The organism is uncultured Paracoccus sp., assembly GCF_947496875.1.
In the GTDB taxonomy this organism is placed as follows: domain Bacteria; phylum Pseudomonadota; class Alphaproteobacteria; order Rhodobacterales; family Rhodobacteraceae; genus Paracoccus.
The window spans coordinates 88,914-111,369 of the sequence record NZ_CANMEH010000004.1; the positions used below are offsets into that span (position 1 = coordinate 88,914).

At 67.9% G+C, this 22,456-nt stretch carries 23 protein-coding genes; 14 read left to right on the plus strand and 9 right to left on the minus strand.

The window, feature by feature from the left end:
• Positions 1-120: 120 nt before the first annotated feature.
• Together Q0938_RS06865 and Q0938_RS06870 are read left to right on the plus strand one after the other, a co-directional pair.
• Positions 121-1,239: a trypsin-like peptidase domain-containing protein gene (locus Q0938_RS06865; protein WP_299360491.1), complete on the plus strand. Its 1,119-nt coding sequence runs from the start codon at positions 121-123 to the stop codon at positions 1,237-1,239.
• Between the two features lie 424 nt (positions 1,240-1,663).
• Positions 1,664-2,182: an Hsp20/alpha crystallin family protein gene (locus Q0938_RS06870; RefSeq protein ID WP_299360493.1), complete on the plus strand. Its 519-nt coding sequence runs from the start codon at positions 1,664-1,666 to the stop codon at positions 2,180-2,182.
• Between the two features lie 164 nt (positions 2,183-2,346).
• Here the strand turns inward: Q0938_RS06870 and Q0938_RS06875 are convergent, their stop codons facing one another.
• The 3 genes from Q0938_RS06875 to Q0938_RS06885 all read right to left on the minus strand — a co-directional run bounded on the left by Q0938_RS06875 (position 2,347) and on the right by Q0938_RS06885 (position 5,386).
• On the minus strand, positions 2,347-2,958 hold the full coding sequence (locus Q0938_RS06875) for a hypothetical protein (RefSeq protein ID WP_299360495.1): 612 nt from the start codon (positions 2,956-2,958) through the stop codon (positions 2,347-2,349).
• Between the two features lie 113 nt (positions 2,959-3,071).
• Positions 3,072-5,093: a DNA helicase RecQ gene (recQ, locus tag Q0938_RS06880; protein ID WP_299360496.1), complete on the minus strand. Its 2,022-nt coding sequence runs from the start codon at positions 5,091-5,093 to the stop codon at positions 3,072-3,074.
• The gene (locus Q0938_RS06885) at positions 5,093-5,386 is read right to left on the minus strand and encodes a YggT family protein (RefSeq protein WP_299360497.1); all 294 of its coding nucleotides are present in this window, start codon (positions 5,384-5,386) and stop codon (positions 5,093-5,095) included. The genes recQ and Q0938_RS06885 overlap by 1 nt, the downstream gene beginning before the upstream one ends.
• A gap of 149 nt (positions 5,387-5,535) precedes the next feature.
• On the opposite strand from Q0938_RS06885, the gene Q0938_RS06890 reads away from it, so the two are divergent.
• The 4 genes from Q0938_RS06890 to Q0938_RS06905 all read left to right on the plus strand — a co-directional run bounded on the left by Q0938_RS06890 (position 5,536) and on the right by Q0938_RS06905 (position 9,325).
• Complete coding sequence (locus tag Q0938_RS06890; RefSeq protein ID WP_299360498.1) at positions 5,536-6,117, plus strand: acyl-CoA thioesterase; 582 nt, start codon at positions 5,536-5,538, stop codon at positions 6,115-6,117.
• 69 nt (positions 6,118-6,186) lie between these two features.
• Positions 6,187-7,557 (plus strand): MFS transporter, encoded by a 1,371-nt coding sequence (locus Q0938_RS06895; RefSeq protein ID WP_299360499.1) that lies wholly within the window; start codon positions 6,187-6,189, stop codon positions 7,555-7,557.
• A gap of 35 nt (positions 7,558-7,592) precedes the next feature.
• Positions 7,593-8,432 carry a penicillin-insensitive murein endopeptidase gene (mepA, locus tag Q0938_RS06900; RefSeq protein WP_299360792.1) on the plus strand — a complete coding sequence of 280 codons (840 nt, stop codon included), beginning with the start codon at positions 7,593-7,595 and terminating at the stop codon, positions 8,430-8,432.
• 53 nt (positions 8,433-8,485) lie between these two features.
• Entirely contained in the window at positions 8,486-9,325 is an 840-nt protein-coding gene (locus tag Q0938_RS06905) for an esterase-like activity of phytase family protein (RefSeq protein ID WP_299360500.1), read from the plus strand.
• A 56-nt stretch (positions 9,326-9,381) separates the two neighbouring features.
• Here the strand turns inward: Q0938_RS06905 and Q0938_RS06910 are convergent, their stop codons facing one another.
• Entirely contained in the window at positions 9,382-9,609 is a 228-nt protein-coding gene (locus Q0938_RS06910; RefSeq protein WP_299360502.1) for a hypothetical protein, read from the minus strand.
• A 119-nt stretch (positions 9,610-9,728) separates the two neighbouring features.
• On the opposite strand from Q0938_RS06910, the gene Q0938_RS06915 reads away from it, so the two are divergent.
• Positions 9,729-10,796 (plus strand): DNA topoisomerase IB, encoded by a 1,068-nt coding sequence (locus Q0938_RS06915; RefSeq protein WP_299360504.1) that lies wholly within the window; start codon positions 9,729-9,731, stop codon positions 10,794-10,796.
• Positions 10,797-10,902: 106 nt separating this feature from the next.
• On the opposite strand, the gene Q0938_RS06920 is transcribed toward Q0938_RS06915, so the two are convergent.
• The gene (locus Q0938_RS06920) at positions 10,903-11,352 is read right to left on the minus strand and encodes a hypothetical protein (protein ID WP_299360505.1); all 450 of its coding nucleotides are present in this window, start codon (positions 11,350-11,352) and stop codon (positions 10,903-10,905) included.
• A 240-nt stretch (positions 11,353-11,592) separates the two neighbouring features.
• Here Q0938_RS06920 and Q0938_RS06925 point away from each other — a divergent pair, with 240 nt between their 5' ends.
• Entirely contained in the window at positions 11,593-12,384 is a 792-nt protein-coding gene (locus tag Q0938_RS06925) for an exodeoxyribonuclease III (RefSeq protein WP_299360793.1), read from the plus strand.
• Between the two features lie 76 nt (positions 12,385-12,460).
• Here Q0938_RS06925 and nhaC read toward each other — a convergent pair whose 3' ends face one another.
• On the minus strand, positions 12,461-14,023 hold the full coding sequence (gene nhaC / locus Q0938_RS06930; RefSeq protein ID WP_299360506.1) for a Na+/H+ antiporter NhaC: 1,563 nt from the start codon (positions 14,021-14,023) through the stop codon (positions 12,461-12,463).
• Positions 14,024-14,193: 170 nt separating this feature from the next.
• Between nhaC and trxA the strand changes: the two genes are divergently transcribed.
• From trxA to Q0938_RS06945, 3 genes are read left to right on the plus strand one after another with little or no spacing between them, the layout of a single operon-like run.
• Positions 14,194-15,102 carry a thioredoxin gene (trxA, locus tag Q0938_RS06935; protein ID WP_299360507.1) on the plus strand — a complete coding sequence of 303 codons (909 nt, stop codon included), beginning with the start codon at positions 14,194-14,196 and terminating at the stop codon, positions 15,100-15,102.
• Positions 15,102-15,737 (plus strand): LON peptidase substrate-binding domain-containing protein, encoded by a 636-nt coding sequence (locus tag Q0938_RS06940; protein ID WP_299360508.1) that lies wholly within the window; start codon positions 15,102-15,104, stop codon positions 15,735-15,737. The genes trxA and Q0938_RS06940 overlap by 1 nt, the downstream gene beginning before the upstream one ends.
• Before the next feature lie 53 nt (positions 15,738-15,790).
• Positions 15,791-15,949: a Trm112 family protein gene (locus Q0938_RS06945; protein ID WP_299360794.1), complete on the plus strand. Its 159-nt coding sequence runs from the start codon at positions 15,791-15,793 to the stop codon at positions 15,947-15,949.
• A 28-nt stretch (positions 15,950-15,977) separates the two neighbouring features.
• On the opposite strand, the gene argC is transcribed toward Q0938_RS06945, so the two are convergent.
• Both argC and Q0938_RS06955 read right to left on the minus strand, forming a co-directional pair.
• On the minus strand, positions 15,978-16,883 hold the full coding sequence (gene argC / locus Q0938_RS06950; RefSeq protein WP_299360509.1) for an N-acetyl-gamma-glutamyl-phosphate reductase: 906 nt from the start codon (positions 16,881-16,883) through the stop codon (positions 15,978-15,980).
• A 185-nt stretch (positions 16,884-17,068) separates the two neighbouring features.
• A complete protein-coding gene (locus Q0938_RS06955; RefSeq protein ID WP_299360510.1) occupies positions 17,069-17,755 on the minus strand; it encodes a response regulator transcription factor in 687 nt (228 codons plus the stop codon).
• Positions 17,756-17,889: 134 nt separating this feature from the next.
• Between Q0938_RS06955 and ribA the strand changes: the two genes are divergently transcribed.
• From ribA to Q0938_RS06970, 3 genes are all read left to right on the plus strand, one after another.
• Positions 17,890-18,951: a GTP cyclohydrolase II gene (gene ribA / locus Q0938_RS06960; RefSeq protein ID WP_299360512.1), complete on the plus strand. Its 1,062-nt coding sequence runs from the start codon at positions 17,890-17,892 to the stop codon at positions 18,949-18,951.
• Positions 18,948-19,466 (plus strand): L,D-transpeptidase family protein, encoded by a 519-nt coding sequence (locus Q0938_RS06965; RefSeq protein ID WP_299360513.1) that lies wholly within the window; start codon positions 18,948-18,950, stop codon positions 19,464-19,466. The genes ribA and Q0938_RS06965 overlap by 4 nt, the downstream gene beginning before the upstream one ends.
• A gap of 88 nt (positions 19,467-19,554) precedes the next feature.
• Positions 19,555-20,169 carry a rhomboid family intramembrane serine protease gene (locus Q0938_RS06970; protein ID WP_299360515.1) on the plus strand — a complete coding sequence of 205 codons (615 nt, stop codon included), beginning with the start codon at positions 19,555-19,557 and terminating at the stop codon, positions 20,167-20,169.
• A gap of 54 nt (positions 20,170-20,223) precedes the next feature.
• On the opposite strand, the gene Q0938_RS06975 is transcribed toward Q0938_RS06970, so the two are convergent.
• The gene (locus tag Q0938_RS06975; RefSeq protein WP_299360516.1) at positions 20,224-22,392 is read right to left on the minus strand and encodes a catalase; all 2,169 of its coding nucleotides are present in this window, start codon (positions 22,390-22,392) and stop codon (positions 20,224-20,226) included.
• Positions 22,393-22,456: the final 64 nt, after the last annotated feature.

The following is a 22,456-nucleotide window of genomic DNA, read 5'->3' on the forward strand; positions in this document are numbered from 1 at the left end:
CGACGGCAGCGGCGGCACGCCCCTTCATGACCCCGCTGGTGCTATTGCTTGACAGTCTTTGCCCAAGGTGGCCCTTCGTTCCACGAGACGGCGGGCTGGCGATTGAACGGGGGCAAGGCAATGAAGGACAGGTTCATCCCCAGGCTCCTGCTCGTCACGTTGGCGGCACTGCTCGTCGCTCTGGTCTGGCGGGGCATTCCGCTGCTGGAAGCTGCATTTCTCGACAGGCGGGCTGCGCCGCAGGTGGTCGCGCCGCGGGGTGATCTGGCCGCGGACGAGCAGACCACCATCGCGATCTTCGAGAATGCGAAGAACAGCGTGGTGTCCATCACCACCGCCAACCGTGTCGTGGATTTCTGGACCCGCAACGCCTACGACGTCCCGCACGGCAGTGGATCGGGCTTTCTCTGGGACGCCCGCGGCCATGTCGTGACCAACAATCACGTCATCGAAGGTGCAACAGGGGCGATTGTGCGGCTCGCCGACGGCAGCGCCTTTCCGGCGCGCCTGGTAGGGACGGCACCCGAGCATGATCTTGCGGTGCTCAGGATCGACGCCGGCGCGGACCAGCCACCGCCGCTTCCCCGCGGCGGCAGCGCGGACCTGCGGGTGGGGCAGAGCGTCTTCGCCATCGGCAATCCGTTCGGCCTGGACTGGACACTCACCACCGGCATCGTCTCGGCGCTCGAGCGCGAGCTGCCCGGCGAGAGAGGGCACAGGATCAGGGGTCTCATCCAGACCGACGCCGCGATCAACCCGGGCAACTCCGGAGGGCCGCTGCTGGACAGCGCCGGGCGGCTGATCGGCGTCAACACCGCGATCTACAGCCCGTCGGGGTCCAGTGCCGGCATCGGCTTCGCGGTGCCGGTCGATGCGGTCAACCGTGTCGTGCCGCAGCTGATTGCCACTGGGCGTTACGCGCCGCCGCTGCTGGGTGTCACCCATGATCCACGTGGCGATGCGGTGCTGGCCCGTGCGGGTCTGACCGGGGTTCCGGTGCTCGATGTTCAGCCCGGCAGCCCTGCGGACGCAGCGGGCCTGCAGCCGGCGCGGATCACGCCGGATGGACGACTGCTCCTTGGCGACGTGATCGTCGCCATGGGCGATGCCCCGATCGAGACCTCGGAGGACCTTCAGGCAGCGTTGGAGACGCAGCAGGCGGGCGACCGGATCGAACTCGGGATCTTGCGGGATGGCCGCCAGATCGAGGTGGAGGCGGTCCTGGCCGAAGGGCAGTGAGCCCGCGGAATGGTGGCCGGGTCGAGGGTCCACACCCGGCGCCCGAGACCGTCCGGATGTCCTTTCAACACATCGCGTAAATGCGGCTCGCGCCGGTCGTCCCGCCATCTGGAGAAAGATGGACGCGCATGGGTCGTCGGGGGTCGGGCAACCGGTTCTGTGATGAGATTTCCTGTCTGGGATCACGCAACTTTTCCCCCGCCTCGCGGGTTTCCGAATGCTGTGCCGCAAGGCCAGTTCCTGTCATGTGCAAGCAAATCAGGAGATCACAATGGTATCGCGCTATCCTGTTCCATTTGGCTCCCGCCGCAGTCTTTTCGGCCGCAGCGATCCGCTGTTCGATCTGCACCGCGAGGTGAACCGACTGTTCGACGACGTCGTGCGCGGATCGCAGGGCGGACCCGAGGGGGGTGGCGGGTCGCTGATGATCGCGCCGGCGGTGGACATTCACGATCGTGATGATGCCCTTGAGATCAGCGCCGAACTGCCCGGGGTGTCGCAGGACAACATCGATCTGCGGATCGAGGGCGACATGCTCACGATCCGGGGCGAGAAGCGCAAAGAGCGGAAGGACGAGCAGGCCCGTCTGATCGAGCGCTCCTACGGCTCGTTTCAAAGGACGATCCAGCTGCCGTTCGCGCCGAACGCCAACGAGGTGAGGGCCAGCTTCACGGACGGCGTCCTGACCGTCACGCTGCCGAAGACCGCGGAGAAGGAGAAGAGCCAGCGCATCGAGGTCCGCAGCGGACAATCGGGCGGCGCCGGCCAGCGGACCATCGAAGGCAGTCTGTCGTCGGCACAGTCGAGCTCTGCCGGCCGCGGTCAGGAGGACAGCGGCACCGGCGGCGGGTCCGGCAGCGCCAGCGGACATACTCACGCCGGGGCAGGCCAGAGCGGCCCGGACGATACCGGAGGATCGCAAGGCTCTCGGACGTCTGCCTGATCAGTCAAGCGAAATAGCGGGCGGAGGCTACGTCTCCGCCCGCCTCGCGCTTTTGAGCCGGCCCGCGGCCGTGATCCGGCATCGCGAGTCGCACGCTCGCTTTGCCGACGCCTCGCGGAACGCTCCAGCGACGGCACGCCTGCCGGCCCTCGTTCCTGGCAAAGTCACTCGCACAGCCGGGTATAGACATCGAACTCGCTGTCGACATAGCGCAGGCGAGGCCGGGTGAGCGGTTCCTGTTGCGGACCGACCAGCACCTCCCGCTCCTCGGGCGACATGCCGGGCAGGTCCACGGGCGCTTCGCGGATCTCGCTGTTCCACAACACCAGCTGGCATTCCGCACCCGGCCGCGCGTCGACGACCTTCACCGTGCCGTCCTGTTCGGTCAGCGTGATCACATAGGCGCGGCGGCGATTGAGCCCCAGCACCCGAAAGTCCAGGGCGTGCTGCACGTCGATCCAGTCCGTTGCCGCACCGAACAGATTCGTCTCGCCCTGCCACGCCGTGCCGAAAGCGAAGCGCAGCCGCCATTCGCCGGGCGGGACCAGCAGCCGGAAGAAGTCGCCCCCCCGGATATAGCCGGCCATGACCGCCGCGCCGTCGGCGGGGCGGGTGACGAACATCACGTAGTCCTCGCCCGGCGGCGTCTTCACGACCACGGGAAACGTCGCGGGCAACCTGCTGCGGTTCCACATCAGTCCGCTCCGCGGGCGGTCCTCGGCCAGGGCGTCCAAGGGCAGAATTGCCAGGACCAGCATGAGGACCAACCAGCGCATCGCACCTCCTCTGTCCTCCATGTGGGGGCGGTCGGGCGTTCGCGGAAGATCGGCGGCCCGAAGCCGATCCTCGCCGGCAGGCCTGCGGAGATGATTGCTCCGCATGGCTTGGCTCACGACCCGTCGATTTCCGCCCGAAACGCGGTGCCGAAACGTTCCAGCCGCGCCTGATCGAGATAGCGGGACAGGTCGCCGGGACGATCCTGCGCAATCCGTTTCAGGGCAGACGGGGTCAGCGACAGCGGCTTCGCCGTCCCGTCCTCGCCGCGCGCGAGCTGGCGGGCGGTCGCGGCCAGGCGGTCATACAGGTCCCCTGACTCGCGCCCCGCCAGCGCGCGGCGGGCCGGATGCATCGGTGGCACCTCGCCGGCGATCACCTGCAGAAAGGCCGCGCCATAGCTCTCCAGCTTGCGGGCCCCCACGCCGTTGACGCGGGCCATCGCGTCCAGGGTCTGCGGCCGCGCCTGCGCCATCTCGATCAGCGTGCGATCGGGAAAGATCACATAGGCCGGCACCCGCTGCGCCTCGGCCAGGGCGCGTCGCTTGGCCTTCAGCGCCGACAGCAGCGGCGCATCCTCGTCATCGACCTGGGTGCGCACCACGGTTGCGGGCTTGGCGCGGCGGACCAGGTCGCGGCGCAACAGGACCGGCACCTCGCCCCGCAGCACCGGATGCGCAGCCTCGGTGATCCGCAAGGCGCCATGCCGTTCGGGATCGGGTCGGATCAGGTCGCGGCCCAGCATCTGGCGGATGATCGCCTGCCACTGGGCCTTGGGCGTCGCCTTTCCGACGCCGTAGGTGGGCAGCGCGTCGTGCCCGTGCTGGGCGGTCCGGTCCGTCGCCTGCCCGATCAGCACGTCGATCACATGCCCGCCGCCGAACCGCTCGCCGGTTCGCAGGATTGCGGACAGCGCCATCCGCACCTCTTGTGTCGCGTCGAAGATGTCGGGCGGCGTGTCGCACAGGTCGCAGTTTCCACAGGGTGCAGCCACTTCGCCGAAATAGGACAGCAGCACCTGGCGTCGGCAGGCGGTGGCTTCGGCCAGCCCGAGCAGCGCATTCAGCCGGGCGTGATCGGCCTGCTTGCGATCCGGCGGGGCCAGTCCCTCGTCGATCTGGGTCCGGCGCAGGCGGATGTCGTCGGGTCCGAACAGCGTCAGCGTCTCGGCCGGCGCCCCGTCCCGACCGGCGCGACCGATCTCCTGGTAATAGGATTCGATCGACTTCGGCAGATCGGCATGCGCCACCCAGCGGATATCCGGCTTGTCGATCCCCATCCCAAAGGCGACCGTCGCCGCAACCACCAGCCCGTCGTCACGCTGGAACCGCGCCTCGACCTCGCGCCGGGCGTCGGCTTCCATGCCGCCGTGATAGGCGATGGCGGCGATGCCGGCCTGGTCGAGCGCCGCCGCCAGCGTTTCTGTCTTGGCGCGTGTCGCGCAATAGATGATCCCCGGCTGGCCGCGCCGGGCCGCGACGAAATCCATGATCTGCCGGCGCGGACCATCCTTGGGCTGGAACGCCAGATGGATGTTCGGGCGGTCAAAGCCGCGCAGGAATATCTCGGGCGCCCGACCGTCGAAAAGGCGCGCCACGATCTCGTCCCGGGTCTCGGCGTCGGCGGTGGCGGTGAACGCCGCCAGCGGTACGCCCAGCGCCCGTTTCAGCTCACCGACCCGCAGATAGTCCGGGCGGAAATCATGACCCCACTGGCTGACGCAATGCGCCTCGTCCACCGCGATGGCAGTCACCCCGGCGCGTCGCAGCAGCGGCAATGTGCCGCCCGCGGCCAACCGCTCGGGTGCCATGTAGAGGATCTTCAGCGCGCCGTTCGACAACGCCTCGAACACCTCGCGCGTCTCGTCCTCGGTGTTGCCGCTGGTCAGGGCGCCGGCCGGGACGCCGGCCTCGCGCAGCGCCCGGACCTGGTCGCGCATCAGGGCGATCAGCGGCGATATGACCACCGTGACGCCATCCCGCAGCAAGGCCGGCAACTGGTAGCACAGCGATTTGCCGCCGCCGGTCGGCATGATGGCCAGCACGTCCCGGCCTTCGGCGACCGCCTGCACGATCTCGGACTGCCCAGGGCGGAAATCGGCGAACCCCCAGACCCGCCGCAGCACATCCTGCGGCATCAGTAGCCGAGGAAGAAGCCGGCGTTGTTGGCAAGCGCCTGCTGCAGGATGATCAGTCCGATGAACACCACCAGCGGCGCCAGATCGAGGCCGCCGGTGTTCGGCAGGATGTTGCGGATCGGCTGGTAGATCGGCTCCAGCAGGCGGCTCAGCCCGTCCCAGATCTGCGACACCAGGGGCTGGCGCAGGTTCAGGACCTGGAAATTGATCAGCCACGACATGATGATATGCGCCACCATCACGTACCAGACGACGTTCAGGATCAGCATCAGGGCCTGATAGAGCGTGGTCATCGCGGCGTCCTTTCGAGAGATCGGGTCCGAGGTAGGCGACAGACGGCGCCGGCGCAAGCGGGCGCTTGGCGGCTGCGCCACCCGGATGGCCGCCGGTTGACGGCGCACTGGCCTGCGACTAGCGCGAGGGGCGGCGAAAGGGCGACCCCATGTATCCGATGATCCGTTTTGCAAAAGACATGGCCCGGGCCCGCCGCGCCCCGCGCCTGGCGCCGCTTCAGGCGCATGTGTCGACCCACCGCTGCTGGCCATGGGACCTGGACCCGTGGATGGAGTTGAACAACGGACGCACGCTGACGCTGTATGATCTGGGCCGCATCCCCATGGCCGTGCGGATTGGGCTGACCGACACGCTGAAGGCGAATGGCTGGGGCATCACCGTCGCCGGAAACACGGTCCGCTATCGCCGGCGCATCCGGCCGTTCCAGCGCTTCACCCAGGTCTCACGCGTGATCGGCTGGGACCGGCGGTTCCTCTACATGGAACAGTCGCTGTGGTCGCTGGGCGAATGCTGCAACCAGATCCTGTTGCGGGTCGCGGTCGTCCGTGGCGACCAGCGCAGCGGCATGGTCCCGCCCGCCGAAGCGATGGCGGCGATGGGGATGCATGACCCCAGCCCTGACCTGCCCGCATGGGTAGAGGCCTGGATCGCCGCCGAGGCGATCCGTCCCTGGCCGCCGGCGCTGCCGCCGATCGGGCCTGCGGATCGTACGCCGGACTTGCCAGCCTAACCGGCGTTCGGCCTTATGCCCGCATCGCGGGCGTGTGATCCCGCAGCACCCGATGGCAGGCGAACGCGGATGCAGGACCGGACGGCACGGCGGCGGATCTGGGGCTGGTGGTTCTTTGACTGGGCCAGCCAGCCCTATTCCACGCTGCTGCTGACCTTCATCTTCTCGATCTACTACGCCGAGGTCGCCCGGGGCGCCTATATGGCGCAAGGCCAGACCGCAGCCGCGGCCGGGGCCAGCGCACAGGCGTTATGGGGCTATGCCCTGGCGCTGTCCGGCGTGGTGATCGCGCTGCTGGCGCCGGTGTTGGGCGCCATCGCCGACACGAGCGGCCGCCGGATGCCGTGGATCTGGCTTTTTTCGGGCATGTACGTGATCGGCGCCGCGGGGCTTTGGGGGCTGAGCCCGGCCGAGCCGCAGCTGGTCCGGGCGATGCTGTTCTTCGGCATCGGCCTGATCGGGATGGAGTTCGCGACCATCTTCACCAACGCGCTGCTGCCCTCGCTCGCCCCGCGATCCGAGGTGGGGCGGCTGTCGGGCTCTGGCTTTGCGTTCGGGTATCTGGGCGGGGTGTTGTCGCTGGCCGTGATGATGGCGCTGTTTGCCGAGAATACGGCGACCGGACGCACCCTGGTCGGCCTGCCGCCCGCACTGGGGCTGGACCCCGCGGCGCGCGAGGGCACGCGCTTCGTCGGCCCGTTCACCGCGATCTGGTACGTGCTGTTCATGATCCCCTTCTTCGCCTGGGTGCGGGAACCGCCGGGGCCACGCCGCCCCGTAAGGATCGGCAGGGCCTTGTCCGATCTGGGGCGGCTGCTGCGCGGCCTGGTTCACCGCCGTTCGCTGGCGGCCTGGCTGGTGTCGTCGATGCTGTCGCGGGACGGGCTGAACGGGCTCTACGCGTTCGGCGGGGTCTATGCAGGGACGGTGCTGGGCTGGCCGGTGATCTGGTCGGGGGTGTTCGGGGTGGTCAGCGCCCTGTCCGCGGCGGTGATCAGCTGGCTGGGCGGGCGCGCGGACCGGCGCTGGGGTCCCCGGCCTGTGGTGATCGCCTGCACGGTCGTCCTGGCGATCATCTGCATGATCCTGGTCGGCATGGGGCGGGATAGCCTGTTCGGCACGCCGCTGGCGACAGGATCGCGGCTCCCGGACGCGATCTTCCTGCTGTGCGGGATTGCCATTGGCGGTGCGGGCGGCGCGCTGCAGGCGGCGTCCCGCACGCTGATGGTGCGCCACACCACCGCGGCCCGGGCAACCGAGGCGTTCGGGCTGTACGCCTTGTCCGGCAAGGCGACGGCGTTCCTGGCGCCCTTCAGCATCGCCGCGGTGACGCAGATCACCGGCAACCAGCGGCTGGGCATTTCGCCGCTGATCGTGATGTTTCTTCTTTCGCTTGTGTTGCTACACTGGGTGAACCCAGAAGGAGAGGTCGAGCAGTGATCCGGACGACTTTGACCCGTGCCCTGACCGTGGGGCTGACCTTGGCCGCCGTCGCGATCGGCAGCGGCTTACCTGCCGCGGCAAATCCGCTCGCCAAGGATGTGTTCGGGGCCTATCGCGTCGCCAACCGCGGCCCGGCCCAGGCTATCGGCGGCTATTCCAAGGGTTGTTCGTCCGGCAACGTGCAGCTGCCGGAATCCGGCCCGACCTGGCAGGCAATGCGCCTGTCGCGCAACCGCAACTGGGGACAGCCGCAGCTGATCGACTTCCTCGTCGGCCTGTCCCGCGAGGCGACCCGCTATGGCTGGCCGGGACTGTATATCGGCGATCTCAGCCAGCCGCTGGGCGGCCCGATGATCAGCGGCCATGCCAGCCACCAGATCGGACTGGACGCAGACATCTGGATGCTGCCGCCGTCAACGCTGCGCCTGTCGGTCGCGGACCGCGAACGGATCTCGTCGCAATCCGTCGTTCGCGGCGGGGTTGCGCCCAGCCCGTTGTGGTCCGCCAGCCATCACGCCATTATCCGCGCCGCCGCCAGCGACCCCCGCGTGGCGCGCATCTTTGTCGACCCGGTGGCCAAGGTGATGATGTGCAATTCGGAACGTGGCAACCGCGCCTATCTCCGCAAGATCCGCCCGCTGGGCGGGCACGATTACCATTTCCACGTGCGACTCGCCTGCCAGGCCGGATCGCCCGGGTGCCAGGATCAGGCGCCGCCGCCATCCGGCGATGGCTGTGCCGAAGCCGAGCAGTGGGTCCGCAACCGGATCAATCCGCCGCCGGCCCCGCCCCCGGATCCGAACTATCGGCATCCGCGCAGCTACCGGTTGAGCGAGCTGCCCCGGGCCTGCCAGGTGCTGGTCTCACGCTGAACGCAAGGGCCGTCGCGGCAGGGTGCCTGGCGGTCACCCTGGCGACCGGCTGCGTGCCGGTGCCGACCGTCGCCCTGCCCGTGGATTACGTGGGCACCTATGTGTGGGACATGCCCGACGCGGATTTCGGCGGATTCTCGGGGCTTCACCTGTCCGAAGACGGCCAGCGGTTCACCGCTCTTACGGACCGCGTGACATTGCGCTGGGGCAGCATCCAGCGCGACCCGCAGGGCCGCATCCGCGGGCTGGGCGTGGTCGGATCGGCGCGGCTGCGCGACAGCACCGGCAAGGTCCTGCCGCCTGGCCGGATCGGCGACTCCGAAGGACTGGCGATCGACGACGGAGGCCGCATTTATGTCAGCTACGAGGGGCTGGTGCGGATCGCCCGGTATGACACGCCCGACGCGGCCGCCACCCGGATCGACATCATGGCAGCGTTCAGGACCCTGCCCCCGAACGCCGCGCTGGAAGCGCTGGCGATCCTGCCCGACGGCGCCTTGTTGGCGATCCCCGAGGGTCGACCGGTCGGGGCCGCGGCCTACCCCGTGTTCGTGCAGCGGGACGGGGTCTGGACGACGCCGTGGACCATACCCGTCCTGGGGCCGTTTGCCCCGGTGGGGGCCGATGTCGGACCCGACGGACGGCTGTACCTGCTGGAACGGGACTTCAAGGGGGTGCTCGGCTTTGCCTCGCGGGTGCGGCGGTTCGATCTGAACGGCGTCGGCCTCGGGCCCGGGGAGGTCGTCCTCCAAACCAGCTATCGTCAGTACGACAATCTGGAAGGGATCTCGGTCTGGGACGACGGCCAGGGCATCCGCCTGACGATGATCTCGGACGACAACTTCGTCTTCCTGCAGCGGACCGAACTGGTGGAATACCGTATTCGCAAGTGATCGCCGGCCGGCGCGATCCGGTCCCGCCAGTACGGGCCGAACCGGATCAGGCAGCGTCAGCGATTCTCGGTACCCAGATTGCTGGTACCGACCTTTTCCTCGTCCGCCTTGCGGACCCGTGTCGTGCTCGCGTCGGGTTCGTTGGCGCGCTTCATTTCGTCCTCGCTGCCGATGGCGCGCGCCAAGCTGCCGCCTTCGCGTCCGCCCTGACCGGGGGTGTCGAGATCGGAGACAAACGCGTCCGTGTCGCGCGTGCCGTCCTTGGACTGTTTCCGCTCTGCCATGTCGGTCTCCTCTTCAGACTGGAAACAGAACGGGTGGGGCCTCGCCCGGGTTCCGCGGGGTGTCCCTGCGAACCTTCCGGTTCGCTGCGGCGTTGGTCGCGCAGCAACAAGGGTCGCCGATGCTCGAAGACACAGGAACCGTGGTCGATGCGCAGGACGCGGCGGAAAGCGCGGGGCTGGTCTATGTCAGCGACACCGAACCCGGGATCACCCGCCGCAAGGCTGGCGCGGGGTGGAGCTTTCGCGGCGTCGACGGCAAGCCGATCCGCGACAAGGCGGAACTGAAGCGGATCAGGTCACTGGCGATCCCGCCCGCCTACACGGATGTCTGGATCTGCCCCGATCCGAACGGCCATATCCAGGCCACCGGCCGCGACGCGAAGGGCCGCAAGCAGTACCGGTATCACGCCCGGTTCCGCGAGGTGCGGGACAGCGCCAAGTACGAACGGATGCTGGATTTCGCCGCGGTGCTGCCGAAGATACGCAGGCGCGTCGACGCCGACCTGTCACGCCGCGGGATGCCGCGCGAAAAGGTACTGGCCACCGTCGTCCACCTGCTGGAAACCACGATGATCCGGGTCGGCAACGCCGACTACGTCAAGCAGAACAAGTCGCACGGGCTGACCACCCTGCGCGACCGGCACGTGACCTTCGCGGGCTCCGAAGTGCGGTTCCGCTTCAAGGGCAAGTCGGGCAAGCAGTGGGACCTGTCGGTCCATGACCGCCGCATCGCGCGGATTGTGCGGCAGAGCCAGGACCTGCCCGGCCAGCATCTGTTCCAGTACCTGGACGAGGCGGGCGAGCGGCGCGAGGTCACATCCGGCGACGTGAACGCCTACCTGAAGGAAATCACCGGCAAGGACTTCACCGCCAAGGATTTCCGCACCTGGACCGGCACGGTTCTGGCGGCACTCGCGCTGACCGAGTTCCAGACCGCCGACAGCACCGCGGCGGCCAAGCGGAATGTCCGCGAAGCCATCGAGCGGGTCGCGGCGCGGCTGGGCAACACCCCCACGATCTGCCGGAAATGCTATGTGCATCCGCAGGTGATCGACAGCTATCTCGCCGACGACCTGGTGCTGGAGGTGCAGGAGGAGATCGCCGACGAGCTGGATGACAGCGGCCTGCGCCACGACGAGGCGCAGGTGCTGGAGTTCCTACGGCATCGGCTCGAGGCCGCGGCCTGACCCTGCGCTGACCGATCACACGGACGCGTGCCAGCTCAGGTGCAGCAGCGGAGGTGGTCAACCCGCGGCTGCCCGAGCGTCGGCTCACCGCGGCCGGCGCACGACGTCAATGCGCCGCATCGAACGCCGCGCTGGCGCGGTGCCGGGCGGGGGCCGTGTCCGGGGGCAGGCTGTCGAAATCGCCGCGTATCGCCTTGAGCGCATAGCGCTCCCGGTCGATCTCTCCCAACGTGCGGAATCCAAACGCTCTCAGGATCGGAACCGGAGGGCACCAGCCTTGGGTGGCATGTTGCAGCAGAAAACCGGTCACGATTAGCGGCAGGTAGGCCCATCGTTCGTCATGCCTCATCGCCAGAACGGTCCCGACCAGCGCCAGCGTGGCGGCGTTCGCCTGGATCGCACGCTCGATGTCCCATTCCTCATCCAGTTCTCCGAGGCGGTCTTCGATCAGGTGCGGCCTCGCCGCATACCATTCCACGCGGTCCTCGGCTTCACGCTCGAACTGGCGGTGCGTCGCGGGGTCTCCTTCGGACCGTGTCGCGGTCGTCGCAAGCATTGCAACCTCCCTTCGCAGTCAAGTCGCTGGCTCAACCCCAACCCTGCCCCAATGTTCCCGCGGGCAGAGGGGCCGACCGGTTTTCCTGCTCACCCGGCCCGGGAGCCCCCACCCGCAGCGGAAAGGACGCTGCGGAGAAATCGTGCTGTCATCCTGCAGGCGTAAGGCAGGTCTCAGGAACGGTCGCATTCCCCGGTGCGACGGGTTTTCCTTTCGGACCGGCTGGTCCAGATACGGGCCATGTTCACCATTGCCACCTGGAACATCAATTCCATCCGCCTGCGCGCGGGTCTCGTCACCCGGTTGCTGACCGAGGAAGCGCCCGACATCCTGTGTCTGCAGGAATGCAAGTCGCCGGTCGACCGAATGCCGCTGCAGCTGTTTGCGGACATGGGCTACCGCTGGGCGGTGGCGCGCGGGCAGCGCGGCTACAACGGCGTGGCGATCCTGTCCCGCCTGCCCATCGAGGATGCGGGTGATCGCGATCACGCGGCGCTGGGCCATGCCCGGCACGTGGCCGCCCGGCTGCCGGGCGGGGTGGTGGTTCACAATCTGTACGTGCCCGCGGGCGGCGACACGCCCGACCGGACCGTGAACGAGAAGTTCGGGCAGAAGCTGGATTTCCTCACCGACATGCGCGACGCGTTCCGCGCGGAGCCACCACGCAGGTCCATTCTGGTCGGCGATCTGAACATCGCGCCCCGCGAAGACGACGTCTGGTCGCACCGGCAGCTTCTGAAGGTCGTCAGCCACACGCCGGTCGAGGTCGCGCACCTGAGCGATGCGATGCAGGCCGGCGACTGGGTGGACATCACCCGGCAGGACATCCCGACCGGGCCGCTGTTCAGCTGGTGGAGCTATCGGAACCGCGACTGGACCCTGTCGGACCGCGGCCGTCGGCTGGACCATATCTGGGCCAGCCGCGACATTGCCGCCGCCGGTCACGCCAGCCGCATCCTGCGGCCGGTGCGCGGATGGGACCAGCCCAGCGACCATGTGCCGGTGCTGGCCAGTTTCGACCTGCCGGTCTGACCCGACACGTTGGTCCTGTGGCAAAGGGCGGCCCTGCGCATAAGGCCGCCCCCGGATGATTGGCGAACGGCCCGCTTCAGTGCGGCGGCTGGTTCCTCAGCACGCCGGCCGCGATGGCCTCGGCCTCGGTGGTCTCGGCGATCGCTTCGCCCAGCGCGTGGTCACCCAGATCCATGACCTGCTCGTTCTGTTCATCCCAGGTCACGCGCTCCTCGTCGGTTGCCCGGGGCGAGAAGAGGCCGGTGATGGCATAGAAGATGCCCAGCACCGGCGACAGCCAGCACGCAAAGCTCAGCGGGATGTACATCAGGTCGCCCAGGTCGCCGCTCATCACCCCGAGCCCCAGCGTGGTGATGACAAAGGCACCACCCGCGTTCCACGGGATCAGCGGCGACATCAGGGTGCCCCCCTCTTCCACCGCGCGCGACAGGTTCAGGGTGGAATAGCCCATGCCGCGGTAGAGCGGTGCGAACATCCGTCCCGGCAACGCGATGGAGATATAAGGGTCGCCGGCGACCACATTGGTCGCGAACGACGCCCCGATGGCCGAGGTCTGGACCGCCGCAAAGGTGGTCACGCGGCTGATGATAGCCTGGATGATCGCCTCAAGGCAGCCGGTGCGTTCCAGCGCCCCGCCAAAGCCCAGCGCGATCAGCATCAGCGAGATGGTCCACATCATCGACTGCATGCCGCCCTTGTTCAGCAACGCGTCGATTTCGGCGATGCCGGTGTCGATCACGTAGCCCGACTGCGCGTAGGTGAACACCTCGTGCAGCCCGCGCCCCTGCAGGAAGATGGCGACCAGCGCGCCGAGCAGGACCCCCACGAACAGCGACGGCAGCGGCGGCTTCTTCATCAGCGCGAGGATCAGGACGGCAAAGGCCGGGATCAGGGGAATCAGGCCAAGTCTGAATTCCTGGTCGAGCCGGGTGGTGATCTGGGTGATCTGGTCGAAGGACGTCTCGCCCGGCTCGATCAGCAGGAAACCCGCCGCGACATAGATCGCCAGCGCGATCAGCATGGCAGGTACCGTGGTCGGAAGCATGTTCCGGATATGGTCGAACACCGTGACCCCGGTCACTGCAGGGGCAAGGTTCGTCGTGTCCGACAGCGGCGAGATCTTGTCGCCGAAGAACGCCCCGGACACCACGGCCCCGGCGGTCCAGACCATCGGGATGCCGAACCCCGCGCCGATGCCCATCAGCGCCAGCCCGACGGTCCCCACCGTCCCCCAGCTGGTGCCCAGCGACACCGACACAACAGCGCACAGCGCCATGGCGGCGGCCAGGAAGATCGACGGGTTCAGGACGTTCAAGCCGTAATAGATCAGCGTGGGCACGGTGCCCGACGAGATCCACACGCCGATCAGCATGCCCACCACGATCAGCACCGACAGCGACGGCATCGATACGTGGATCACGTGGAACACGCCTTCGCGGACATCCATCCAGGTCTGCCCGCGCAGGACGCCGACCAGGCCGGTAAATGCCAGACCAAGGACAAGCGGGATATGGGGGGTGAAGTCGCCGTAATAGAACAGCTGCAGCCCGAGCATGCCGAGCGTGAAGATGATGGGCAGCACCGCGATCCCCAGCGGGGGAAGGGTGCGCGGTCCGATGTCGTCTTGCGCAACGCTCAACGATCTCTCCTTTTCGCAAGTTTGTTGATGTCTGCAGGGTGCGGCAGAATTGCTGCGGGCGATAGCACGGCAGGGCTCGGAACCCAACCGACAGCAGCCGCCCCCCTTTCAACCGGCGGGGTCGCGGGCCATATTTCCCCAAACGCAATGCTCACAGCGAGGAATTCGCGATGCTGCTTCAAGGCGCGGGCGACCAGCCGCAGACCGCAGATTACATCAAGGACGTGACCGAAGCCGATTTCATGGCCGAAGTCATCGACCGCTCGATGACCGTTCCCGTCATCGTCGATTTCTGGGCACCATGGTGCGGCCCCTGCAAGACGCTGGGACCGCAGCTCGAGGCTGAGGTGACCCGGACCAAGGGCCGCGTGGCCATGGCCAAGGTGAATGTCGACGAGAACCAGATGATCGCGTCGCAACTGCGCGTCCAGTCGATCCCGACCGTCTACGCGTTCTTCAAGGGGCAGCCAGTCGACGCCTTCCAGGGCGCCATCCCGCAAAGCCAGATCAAGCAGTTCGTCGAAAAGCTGCTGGCGCTGGGCGGCGACGATGGCGGGCTGGGCGCGGCGCTGGAAGCGGCAGAGGCCATGCTGACCGAAGGCGCGCATGCCGACGCCGCGGAGACCTTTCAGGCGATCCTTGGCGAGGAACCCGAGAACCCGCAGGCCTGGGGCGGGCTGATCCGCGCCCTGCTGGCCGGCGGCGACATCGACCGGGCCGAGCAGGCGCTGGGCGAGGTGCCGGCGGGTGCCGCGAAATCGGCGCCGGTCGAGGCGGCGCGCGCACAGCTGGCCCTGGCCCGCCAGGCGTCTACCGCCGGGCCGATCGCCGAACTGGAGGCACGAGTGACGGCCGATCCGGACGACCAGCAGGCGCGGTTCGACTATGCGACGGCGCTGCACGCGGCAGGGCGGATCGAGGAGGCCGTCGACCAGCTGCTGGAGGGATTCCGCCGCGACCGCGAGTGGAGCGACGGCGCGGCCAAGGCGCAGCTGCTGACCATCTTTGACGCCATGAAGCCGAATGATCCGCTGGCCCAGAAAGGGCGTCGGCGCCTGTCGTCGCTGATCTTCGCCTGATGGTACATCGCGGACGCGATCTGCCCGGCACGATCCCGCTGTTCCCGTTGCCGGGGGTGATCCTGCTGCCGCGGGCCACCCTGCCCCTGCACATCTTCGAGCCGCGCTACCTGCAGATGCTCGAGGACACGTTGAAGCGGCCCGACCGGCTGATCGGCATGATCCAGCCGCACGGCGACGGGCTGGCGCGGGTGGGCTGCGCCGGGCGCGTCGTGATGTTTTCGGAAATGGACGACGGCAGCATGGACATCGTGCTGTCCGCGATCTCCCGTTTCGCCCTGTCCGAGGTCGAGGAAGGATTCGCCCCCTATCTGCGCGGGCGCGTGGACTGGACCGAGTTTGCGGCCGATCGCGAGCAGCGGCGCCCCACCGACCCGGAGATGAACCGCGATGCGATGATGGGCCGGCTGGGCCGGTACATGGAACAGCGCAACCTGTCCACCGACTGGGATGCCGCGCGCGCGGCGGATGACGAGACGCTGATCAACAGCCTGTCGATGCTGCTGCCGCTCACCCCCGAGGACAAGCAGGCCCTGCTCGAGGCCGTGTCCCTGCCCCAGCGGCGCGAACTGCTGGACGGGCTGCTGGACTTTGCGCTGCACGGCGGCGCCAGCGACGAGGAGACTGTGCATTGACCGACCCCGACACCCCGGACACGCCCCGGCGGGCGCACGGCTTTGACCGCCACATGCTGGAGGCGCTGGTCTGTCCGGTCAGCCACGCACGGCTGGAATATGACGCGCAGCGCCAGGAACTGATCTCGCGGACTGCGGGGCTCGCCTATCCGATCCGCGAGGGCATCCCGATCATGCTGATCGACCAGGCCAGGCAGATCAAGGCGGACTGACCTCGGTCCGCCCCGCCGCGGTCGCCCGTTACAGTCCCGCGTCTTCCTCGGCACCGATCATCAGGTTCAGGTTCTGGACCGCGGCCCCGGACGCGCCCTTCCCCAGATTGTCGAGCACCGCCACCAGAACCGCACAGCCGCTGTCGTCGCTGCCATGCACCGACAGCTCCATCAGGTTCGTGTCGTTCAGCGCGGTCGGACTCACCCGAGGTGCGGGCGGCACGACCCGCACGAACCGGGCGCCGTCGTAATGCGCCGCCAGCGTGTCCCGCAGCTGTGACAGCCGGCGACCGTTCAGATGCAGCGGCACCTGAACCGCCATGCCCTGGGCGAAGCGGCCGACAGCGGGCGCAAAGACCGGACGTGCGGTCAGGCCGGCACGTCCCATCACCTCGGGCAGATGCTTGTGCGACTGACCGAGCGCATAGGCAAAGAAGTCGGGCGCGTCGCCCGTCTCGAATTCCGCGATCAGCTCCTTGCCGCCGCCGCTGTAGCCGCTGACCGCGTTGATCGTCAGCCGTTCGTCCGCACCGATCACCCCGGCCGTGACCAGCGGCGCCAGCAAGGCGATCGCGCCGGTTGCATAGCAGCCGGGATTCGCCACAAGCCTTGCCCGGGGCAGGGCCGACCGGATTTCCGCATCCAGTTCCAGAAAACCGTAGACCCAGCCGTCCGCGACCCGGTGGGCGGTGGACGCATCGATGATCCGGACCGGCAGATCGGCGGCCAGCGCGACAGCCTCGCGCGCGGCGGCGTCGGGCAGGCACAGGATGGCCACGTCGGCCTGGGCCATCGCCTCGCGTCGGGCGTCGGGATCCTTGCGGCGCGCCGGGTCGATCTGGACCAGGTCGATGTCCTTGCGCGGGGCCAGTCGGTCGCGGATCTGCAGGCCGGTGGTCCCGACCTCTCCATCGATGAACACCCTGGCTGGCATGATCGGCTCCCCCGTCTGGTTCTGAAGGCCGTGATAGCGTCCCGGCCGCATGAAAGAAAAGGCCCCGGAGAAATGTCCGGGGCCCAAGGTGGGGAGGGAGGGTAAGATATGGCCGCATCCCCGGCCATTGGGCTTCGCACGTTGAACGCGCATCTTCGCGCCGGGTTCCCGCCGGGGGGTGAATTTCAGGCCACTAGCCTGTAGCCCCCGCTTTCGGTCACCAGCAGCCGGGCGTTCGAGGGATCGGGCTCGATCTTCTGGCGCAGGCGATAGATATGGGTTTCCAGCGTGTGCGTCGTCACGCCGGCATTGTAGCCCCAAACTTCGTGCAGCAACACGTCACGTGCCACCACCCCGTCCTGGGCGCGGTACAGGAACTTGAGGATGTTGGTTTCCTTCTCGGTCAGCCTGATCTTGCGATCCTTGGCGTCGATCAGCATCTTCATCGACGGCTTGAAGGTATAGGGGCCCAACTGGAAGATCGCGTCCTCGGACTGCTCGTGGGTCCGCAGCTGCGCGCGCAGCCGCGCCAGCAGGACCGGGAACTTGAACGGCTTGGTGATGTAGTCGTTCGCACCGCTGTCCAGCCCCAGGATCGTGTCGGCGTCGGTGTCGTGTCCGGTCAGCATGACGATCGGGCATTTCACGCCCTGCTTGCGCAGCCGCTTGCAAAGTTCCCGCCCGTCCGTGTCAGGCAGGCCGACGTCCAGCACCACCAGGTCGAAGATCGCACCCTTCGCCTTTTCCACGGCCTCGGCGCCGGTCCCGGCCTCGAACACGTCGAAGTCTTCGGTTTCGACCAACTGCTCGGCCAGCGCCTCGCGCAGGTCCTCTTCGTCGTCCACCAACAGGATCTTCTTCAGCCCGGCCATGATGTGCCTCCGTTCATGCGGTTGCGACCGAAGGTGAGGGCGGGCGGTGCGCCGGTCCAGCGCGATGGACGATTTCTCACATGCAGTTGTCCCCAGCGGTCGCTATGTTACGGAATGTTTCAGCGAAACCCTTCATGAGCCTCGTCCCGACCCTTCCCGAAACTGTCGCCCGGGCCCGATCCGACCTGCGAGTCGGGCTGCCCGTCGTGATCGGCGAATACCTGACCGCGGCCGTCGAGACACTTTCGGCCGAGCGGTTGGCCGCGTTGCGGAGCGCGGGTCCGGCCATCCTGGCGATCACCGCGCGGCGCGCCGAGACGCTGAAGGCACGCGCTTATGACGGGGATCTGGCCCGTGTCACCCTTGGCAAGGATGCGGACGTCGCCTGGCTGCGGGCGGTCGCCGATCCCTCGGGCGACCTGATGACGCCCCTGAAGGGGCCGTTCTTCACCGAGCGGGGCGGCGATGTGGCGGCGCACCGCGCCGCGTTGGGGTTGGCAAAGTCGGCCCAGCTGCTGCCGGCGGTTGTGATGGTTCCGGTGGCCACACCACCTCCCGGTCTGACGATGCTGCGGCCCGAGGCGCTGCTGTCGCAGCTCGCCGCCGAAGTCGTCCTTGCGCCGGTGGCGGCGGCTCGTCTGCCACTGGCTGCCGCTGAAAACAGCCGCCTGCACATCCTTCGCCCCGATGACGGGGCTGCGGAACATTACGTCGTCGAGATCGGCAGCCCGCCCCGCGACCGCCCGGTGCTGGCGCGGCTGCATTCCGCCTGTTTCACGGGTGATGTCCTGGGCAGCCTGAAATGCGACTGTGGACCGCAGCTTCACGCCGCGCTGGCCGCGATGGGCCGCGCCGGCGAGGGCGTGCTGCTGTATCTGAACCAGGAAGGCCGCGGCATCGGCCTCGCGAACAAGATGCGTGCCTACGGCCTGCAGAACCAGGGCTTCGACACGGTCGAGGCCAACCATCGGCTGGGCTTCGAGGATGACGAGCGGGATTTCCGGATCGGCGCGGGCATATTGCGGCGCATGGGCTTCGGCTCGGTGCGGCTGCTGACCAACAACCCGCGCAAGGTCGCGATGATGCAGGCGCACGGGGTCCGGGTGACCGAACGCGTGCCGCTGATCGTCGGGCGCAACCGCTTCAATGACGCCTACCTGTCGGTGAAGGCGGAGAAATCCGGGCATCTGTTTTGAGCGCCCATGACCTGCGGCTCACCCCTGCCGGGGTCCGCTTTGCCGGGCGGCTGTGGCCCTGCTCGATCGGCCGCGGGGGGGTTCGGCTCGACAAGTGCGAAGGCGATGGCGCCACGCCGGCCGGCACGCACCGGATCGTCGGCCTGCTCTACCGGCCCGACCGGGTTGCGCGCCCTGCGCCCTGGGCGGAACCGATCGGACCCGGCGACCGGTGGTGCGATGCCCCCGACCACCCTGCCTACAACCACCATGTCCGCGCCCCGTTCGGCGCCAGCCACGAGAATCTGCGTCGCGCCGACCCGATGTATGATCTGGTGCTGGTCACCGACTGGAACTGGCCGGTGGCAAGGCCCGGTCGTGGCTCGGCGATCTTTCTGCATCAATGGCGCCGGCCCGGATACCCGACGGCAGGCTGCATCGCCTTTTCCCGCACCGACCTGCACCGGATCGCCGCCCGGATCACCCCGGGCACCCGGGTGATCGTGCCGCCGACGCTCGCCGGCCGCGCTAGCTGAGGCAGCGGCAGCCAAGCTGCGACGGCGCGGTTGGTTTGCACCGCAATGACGGCGCGGCTATGTGCTCGTCACACGCAAGGATCACGCCATGCCCGCCCCGTTCCGCATCATCCTGATCCAGTGCGTCGCGATCGAGGCGGTGCTCTCGCTCGCGGCACTCGCCGGCTATCCGGGTCTGCGCGACACGGCCTTCCTGTTCGGCGGGTTCTTTCCGCTGCTGCTTGACGGGTGGCAGGGCGTCTATCCGGGCCAGTCCGTCGGCATGTTCGTGACCTATGGATTCCTGCATGGCGGGCCGCTGCATCTGGGCATGAACATGATCGCGCTGGTCCAGCTGACCCGCGAGATGCGCGGCCTGATGACGGTCGGGCGGATGCTGCTGATCTACGCCGTTGCCCAGGTCGCCGCCGGGCTGGCCCAGACCGCGCTGAGTCCCGGCGAGGGGGTCATGGTCGGGGCGTCCGGCGCCATCTTCGGCCTGGCTGCGGCGCTGATCGCCCACGGGCTGGTGGTGCTGCGGCGCCGGCGCCGCCCGGCAGGTCCGCTGATCCGCTCTGCCCTGCTGATTGCCGGGCTCAACGTCGCGCTGCCGGTCCTCATCCCGCAGATCGCCTGGCAGGCGCATCTGGGCGGCACGGTTGCGGGGGCGGTGCTGGGGCTTGGCCTGGCGCTGCTGTCGCCGGGGCGACCCCGATACCGCTGAGCCGATGAAAAGGGCCGGCGCAATGCACCGGCCCGATCTAGCGAGATGCCCTGATTACTTGGGCAGCCAGATGGTGGGCTCGCGATCCCAGTTGCGATCGGCAAGCACCGCGACCAGCTTGTCCGGCGATCCAGTGTCCATGACGAAGGCGTCCTTTGTCACCCCCGCCTTGGCCAGCACCGGCTCGGCCTCGGCCGACGCGGCGATCGCCTTCAGATGCGCGAAGGCATCCGACACCCAGTCGATCCCCGCCTTGTGCCGGGTCAGCTCGTCGGCACCGGCCTTCGACGCCACGAGGGCCACGGCGTCGAACATGACCGACGGTGCCCCGTCCAGCTGCGCATCCGCCTCAAGCTGCTTGCCGCTGGCGAGCTTCGAACCGCCGACCTTGGGCGACACGATCATCACCGACGCGCCCTGCGCCATGGCGGCGGACTTCAACGCCTCGACCACTGATCCGTCCGCCCCATCGGTGACCAGGATCCCCAGCTTGCGGCCCTTGGGTCCGGGCACCGGCTGCTTGAGGATCGACAGCGCGTCGGACGGCTTGACCTTCACCGGCGGCTTGGCCGGCGTCGCCGCCTTCGGCAGATCCATGCCCAGCCCGTTCGCCACCCGCTGGGCCAGATCCTCGTCGATGTTGCGCAGCTGCGACATCACGCGGACCCGGATGTGGGGCAGCTCGCACTTGGACAGTTCGAACACCAGCGCGCTGACGATGTGGCCCTGCTCGACCGGGGTGTGCGACAGGTAGAACTGGCGCGCCTGGGTGAAGTGGTCGGCAAAGCTTTCCGCCCGCACCCGCAGCTTCTGCTGGGGTTCGTTGCCGAACTCGGTCATGGCCGCGACGGTGCGGAAGCCCTGCTCCGCGTCGACGCGGGGACCGGTCAGCTCGCCGGCCTCGTGCAGCGAGTTCGGCTCGTAATTGGCGCGCCCCTTGGGGATCTGCGTCTGCATCTCCCCGTCTCGCTGGAAGTTGTGCATCGGGCAGCGCGGCGCGTTGATCGGGATCTGGTGGAAATTGGTCGTCCCCAGACGCGACTTCTGCGTGTCCATGTAGCTGAACAGCCGCCCCTGCAGCAGCGGATCGTTCGAAAAGTCGATGCCGGGCGGCACGTTGGTCGGCAGAAACGCGACCTGCTCGGTCTCGGCAAAGAAGTTGTCGGGGTTCCGGTTCAGCTGCAGTGTCCCGATGAACTGCACGGGGACGTCTTCTTCCGGGATGATCTTGGTCGCGTCCAGCACGTCATAGGGCTGGGCCTCGGCAAAGGCCTGATCGAACACCTGGATGCCCAGATCGTATTCGGGGAAGTCGCCCTTGTCGATCGCCTCCCAGAGGTCGCGGCGCAGATAGTCCGGGTCCGCGCCCGAGATCTTGACCGCCTCGTCCCACAGCGTCGACTGCATGCCCAGCCGCGGCTTCCAGTGGAACTTCACGAAGCTAACCTGGTCGTCGGCGTTTATCAGCTTGAACGTGTGGACACCGAAGCCTTCCATCATGCGGAAGCTGCGCGGCAGGGCCCGGTCCGACATCAGCCACATGATCATGTGCATGGATTCGGGCATCAGCGAGATGAAGTCCCAGAACGTGTCATGCGCCGACGCCGCCTGCGGCATCATGCGGTCGGCCTCGGGCTTCACCGCGTGCACGACGTCGGGGAACTTCATCGCGTCCTGGATGAAGAACGGCGCCATGTTGTTGCCGACCAGATCCCAGTTCCCCTCGGAGGTGTAGAACTTGGTCGCGAATCCGCGCACGTCCCGCGGGGTGTCCTTGGACCCCTTGGACCCGGCGACGGTCGAAAACCGGGTGAACGTGTCGCAACTGTTGCCTTCCTTCTGGAACAGGGCCGCGCGGGTCAGTTCCGGGATCGCCTTGGTCACGGTGAACGTGCCGTGCGCACCCGACCCCCGGGCGTGGACGATCCGCTCGGGGATCCGCTCGTGGTCGAAGTGAAAGATCTTTTCGCGCAGCACGAAATCTTCCAGCAGCGTCGGACCGCGGGCGCCGCCCTTGAGGCTGTTCTGGTTGTCGCTGATCGGCACACCATGATTGGTGGTGATCCGGGCGTCGCGTTCGGTGGTGGTCTGCTGCGGTTCGCCGCCCTGCCCGGTCCCGTCCCGATACGCGGCGCTCACCGCATCGGTGTTGCTGCCGTCCTGCAACGATGCGGACAAGGCCGGATTCGCCGGTGTGTCGCCGGCCCCTGGGTTGTTTGCCATGCTCTCCCTACTCCCCTGCTTCCCTGAGTCTGGTCGCACTAGAACACAACTGCACCGGGCGGTC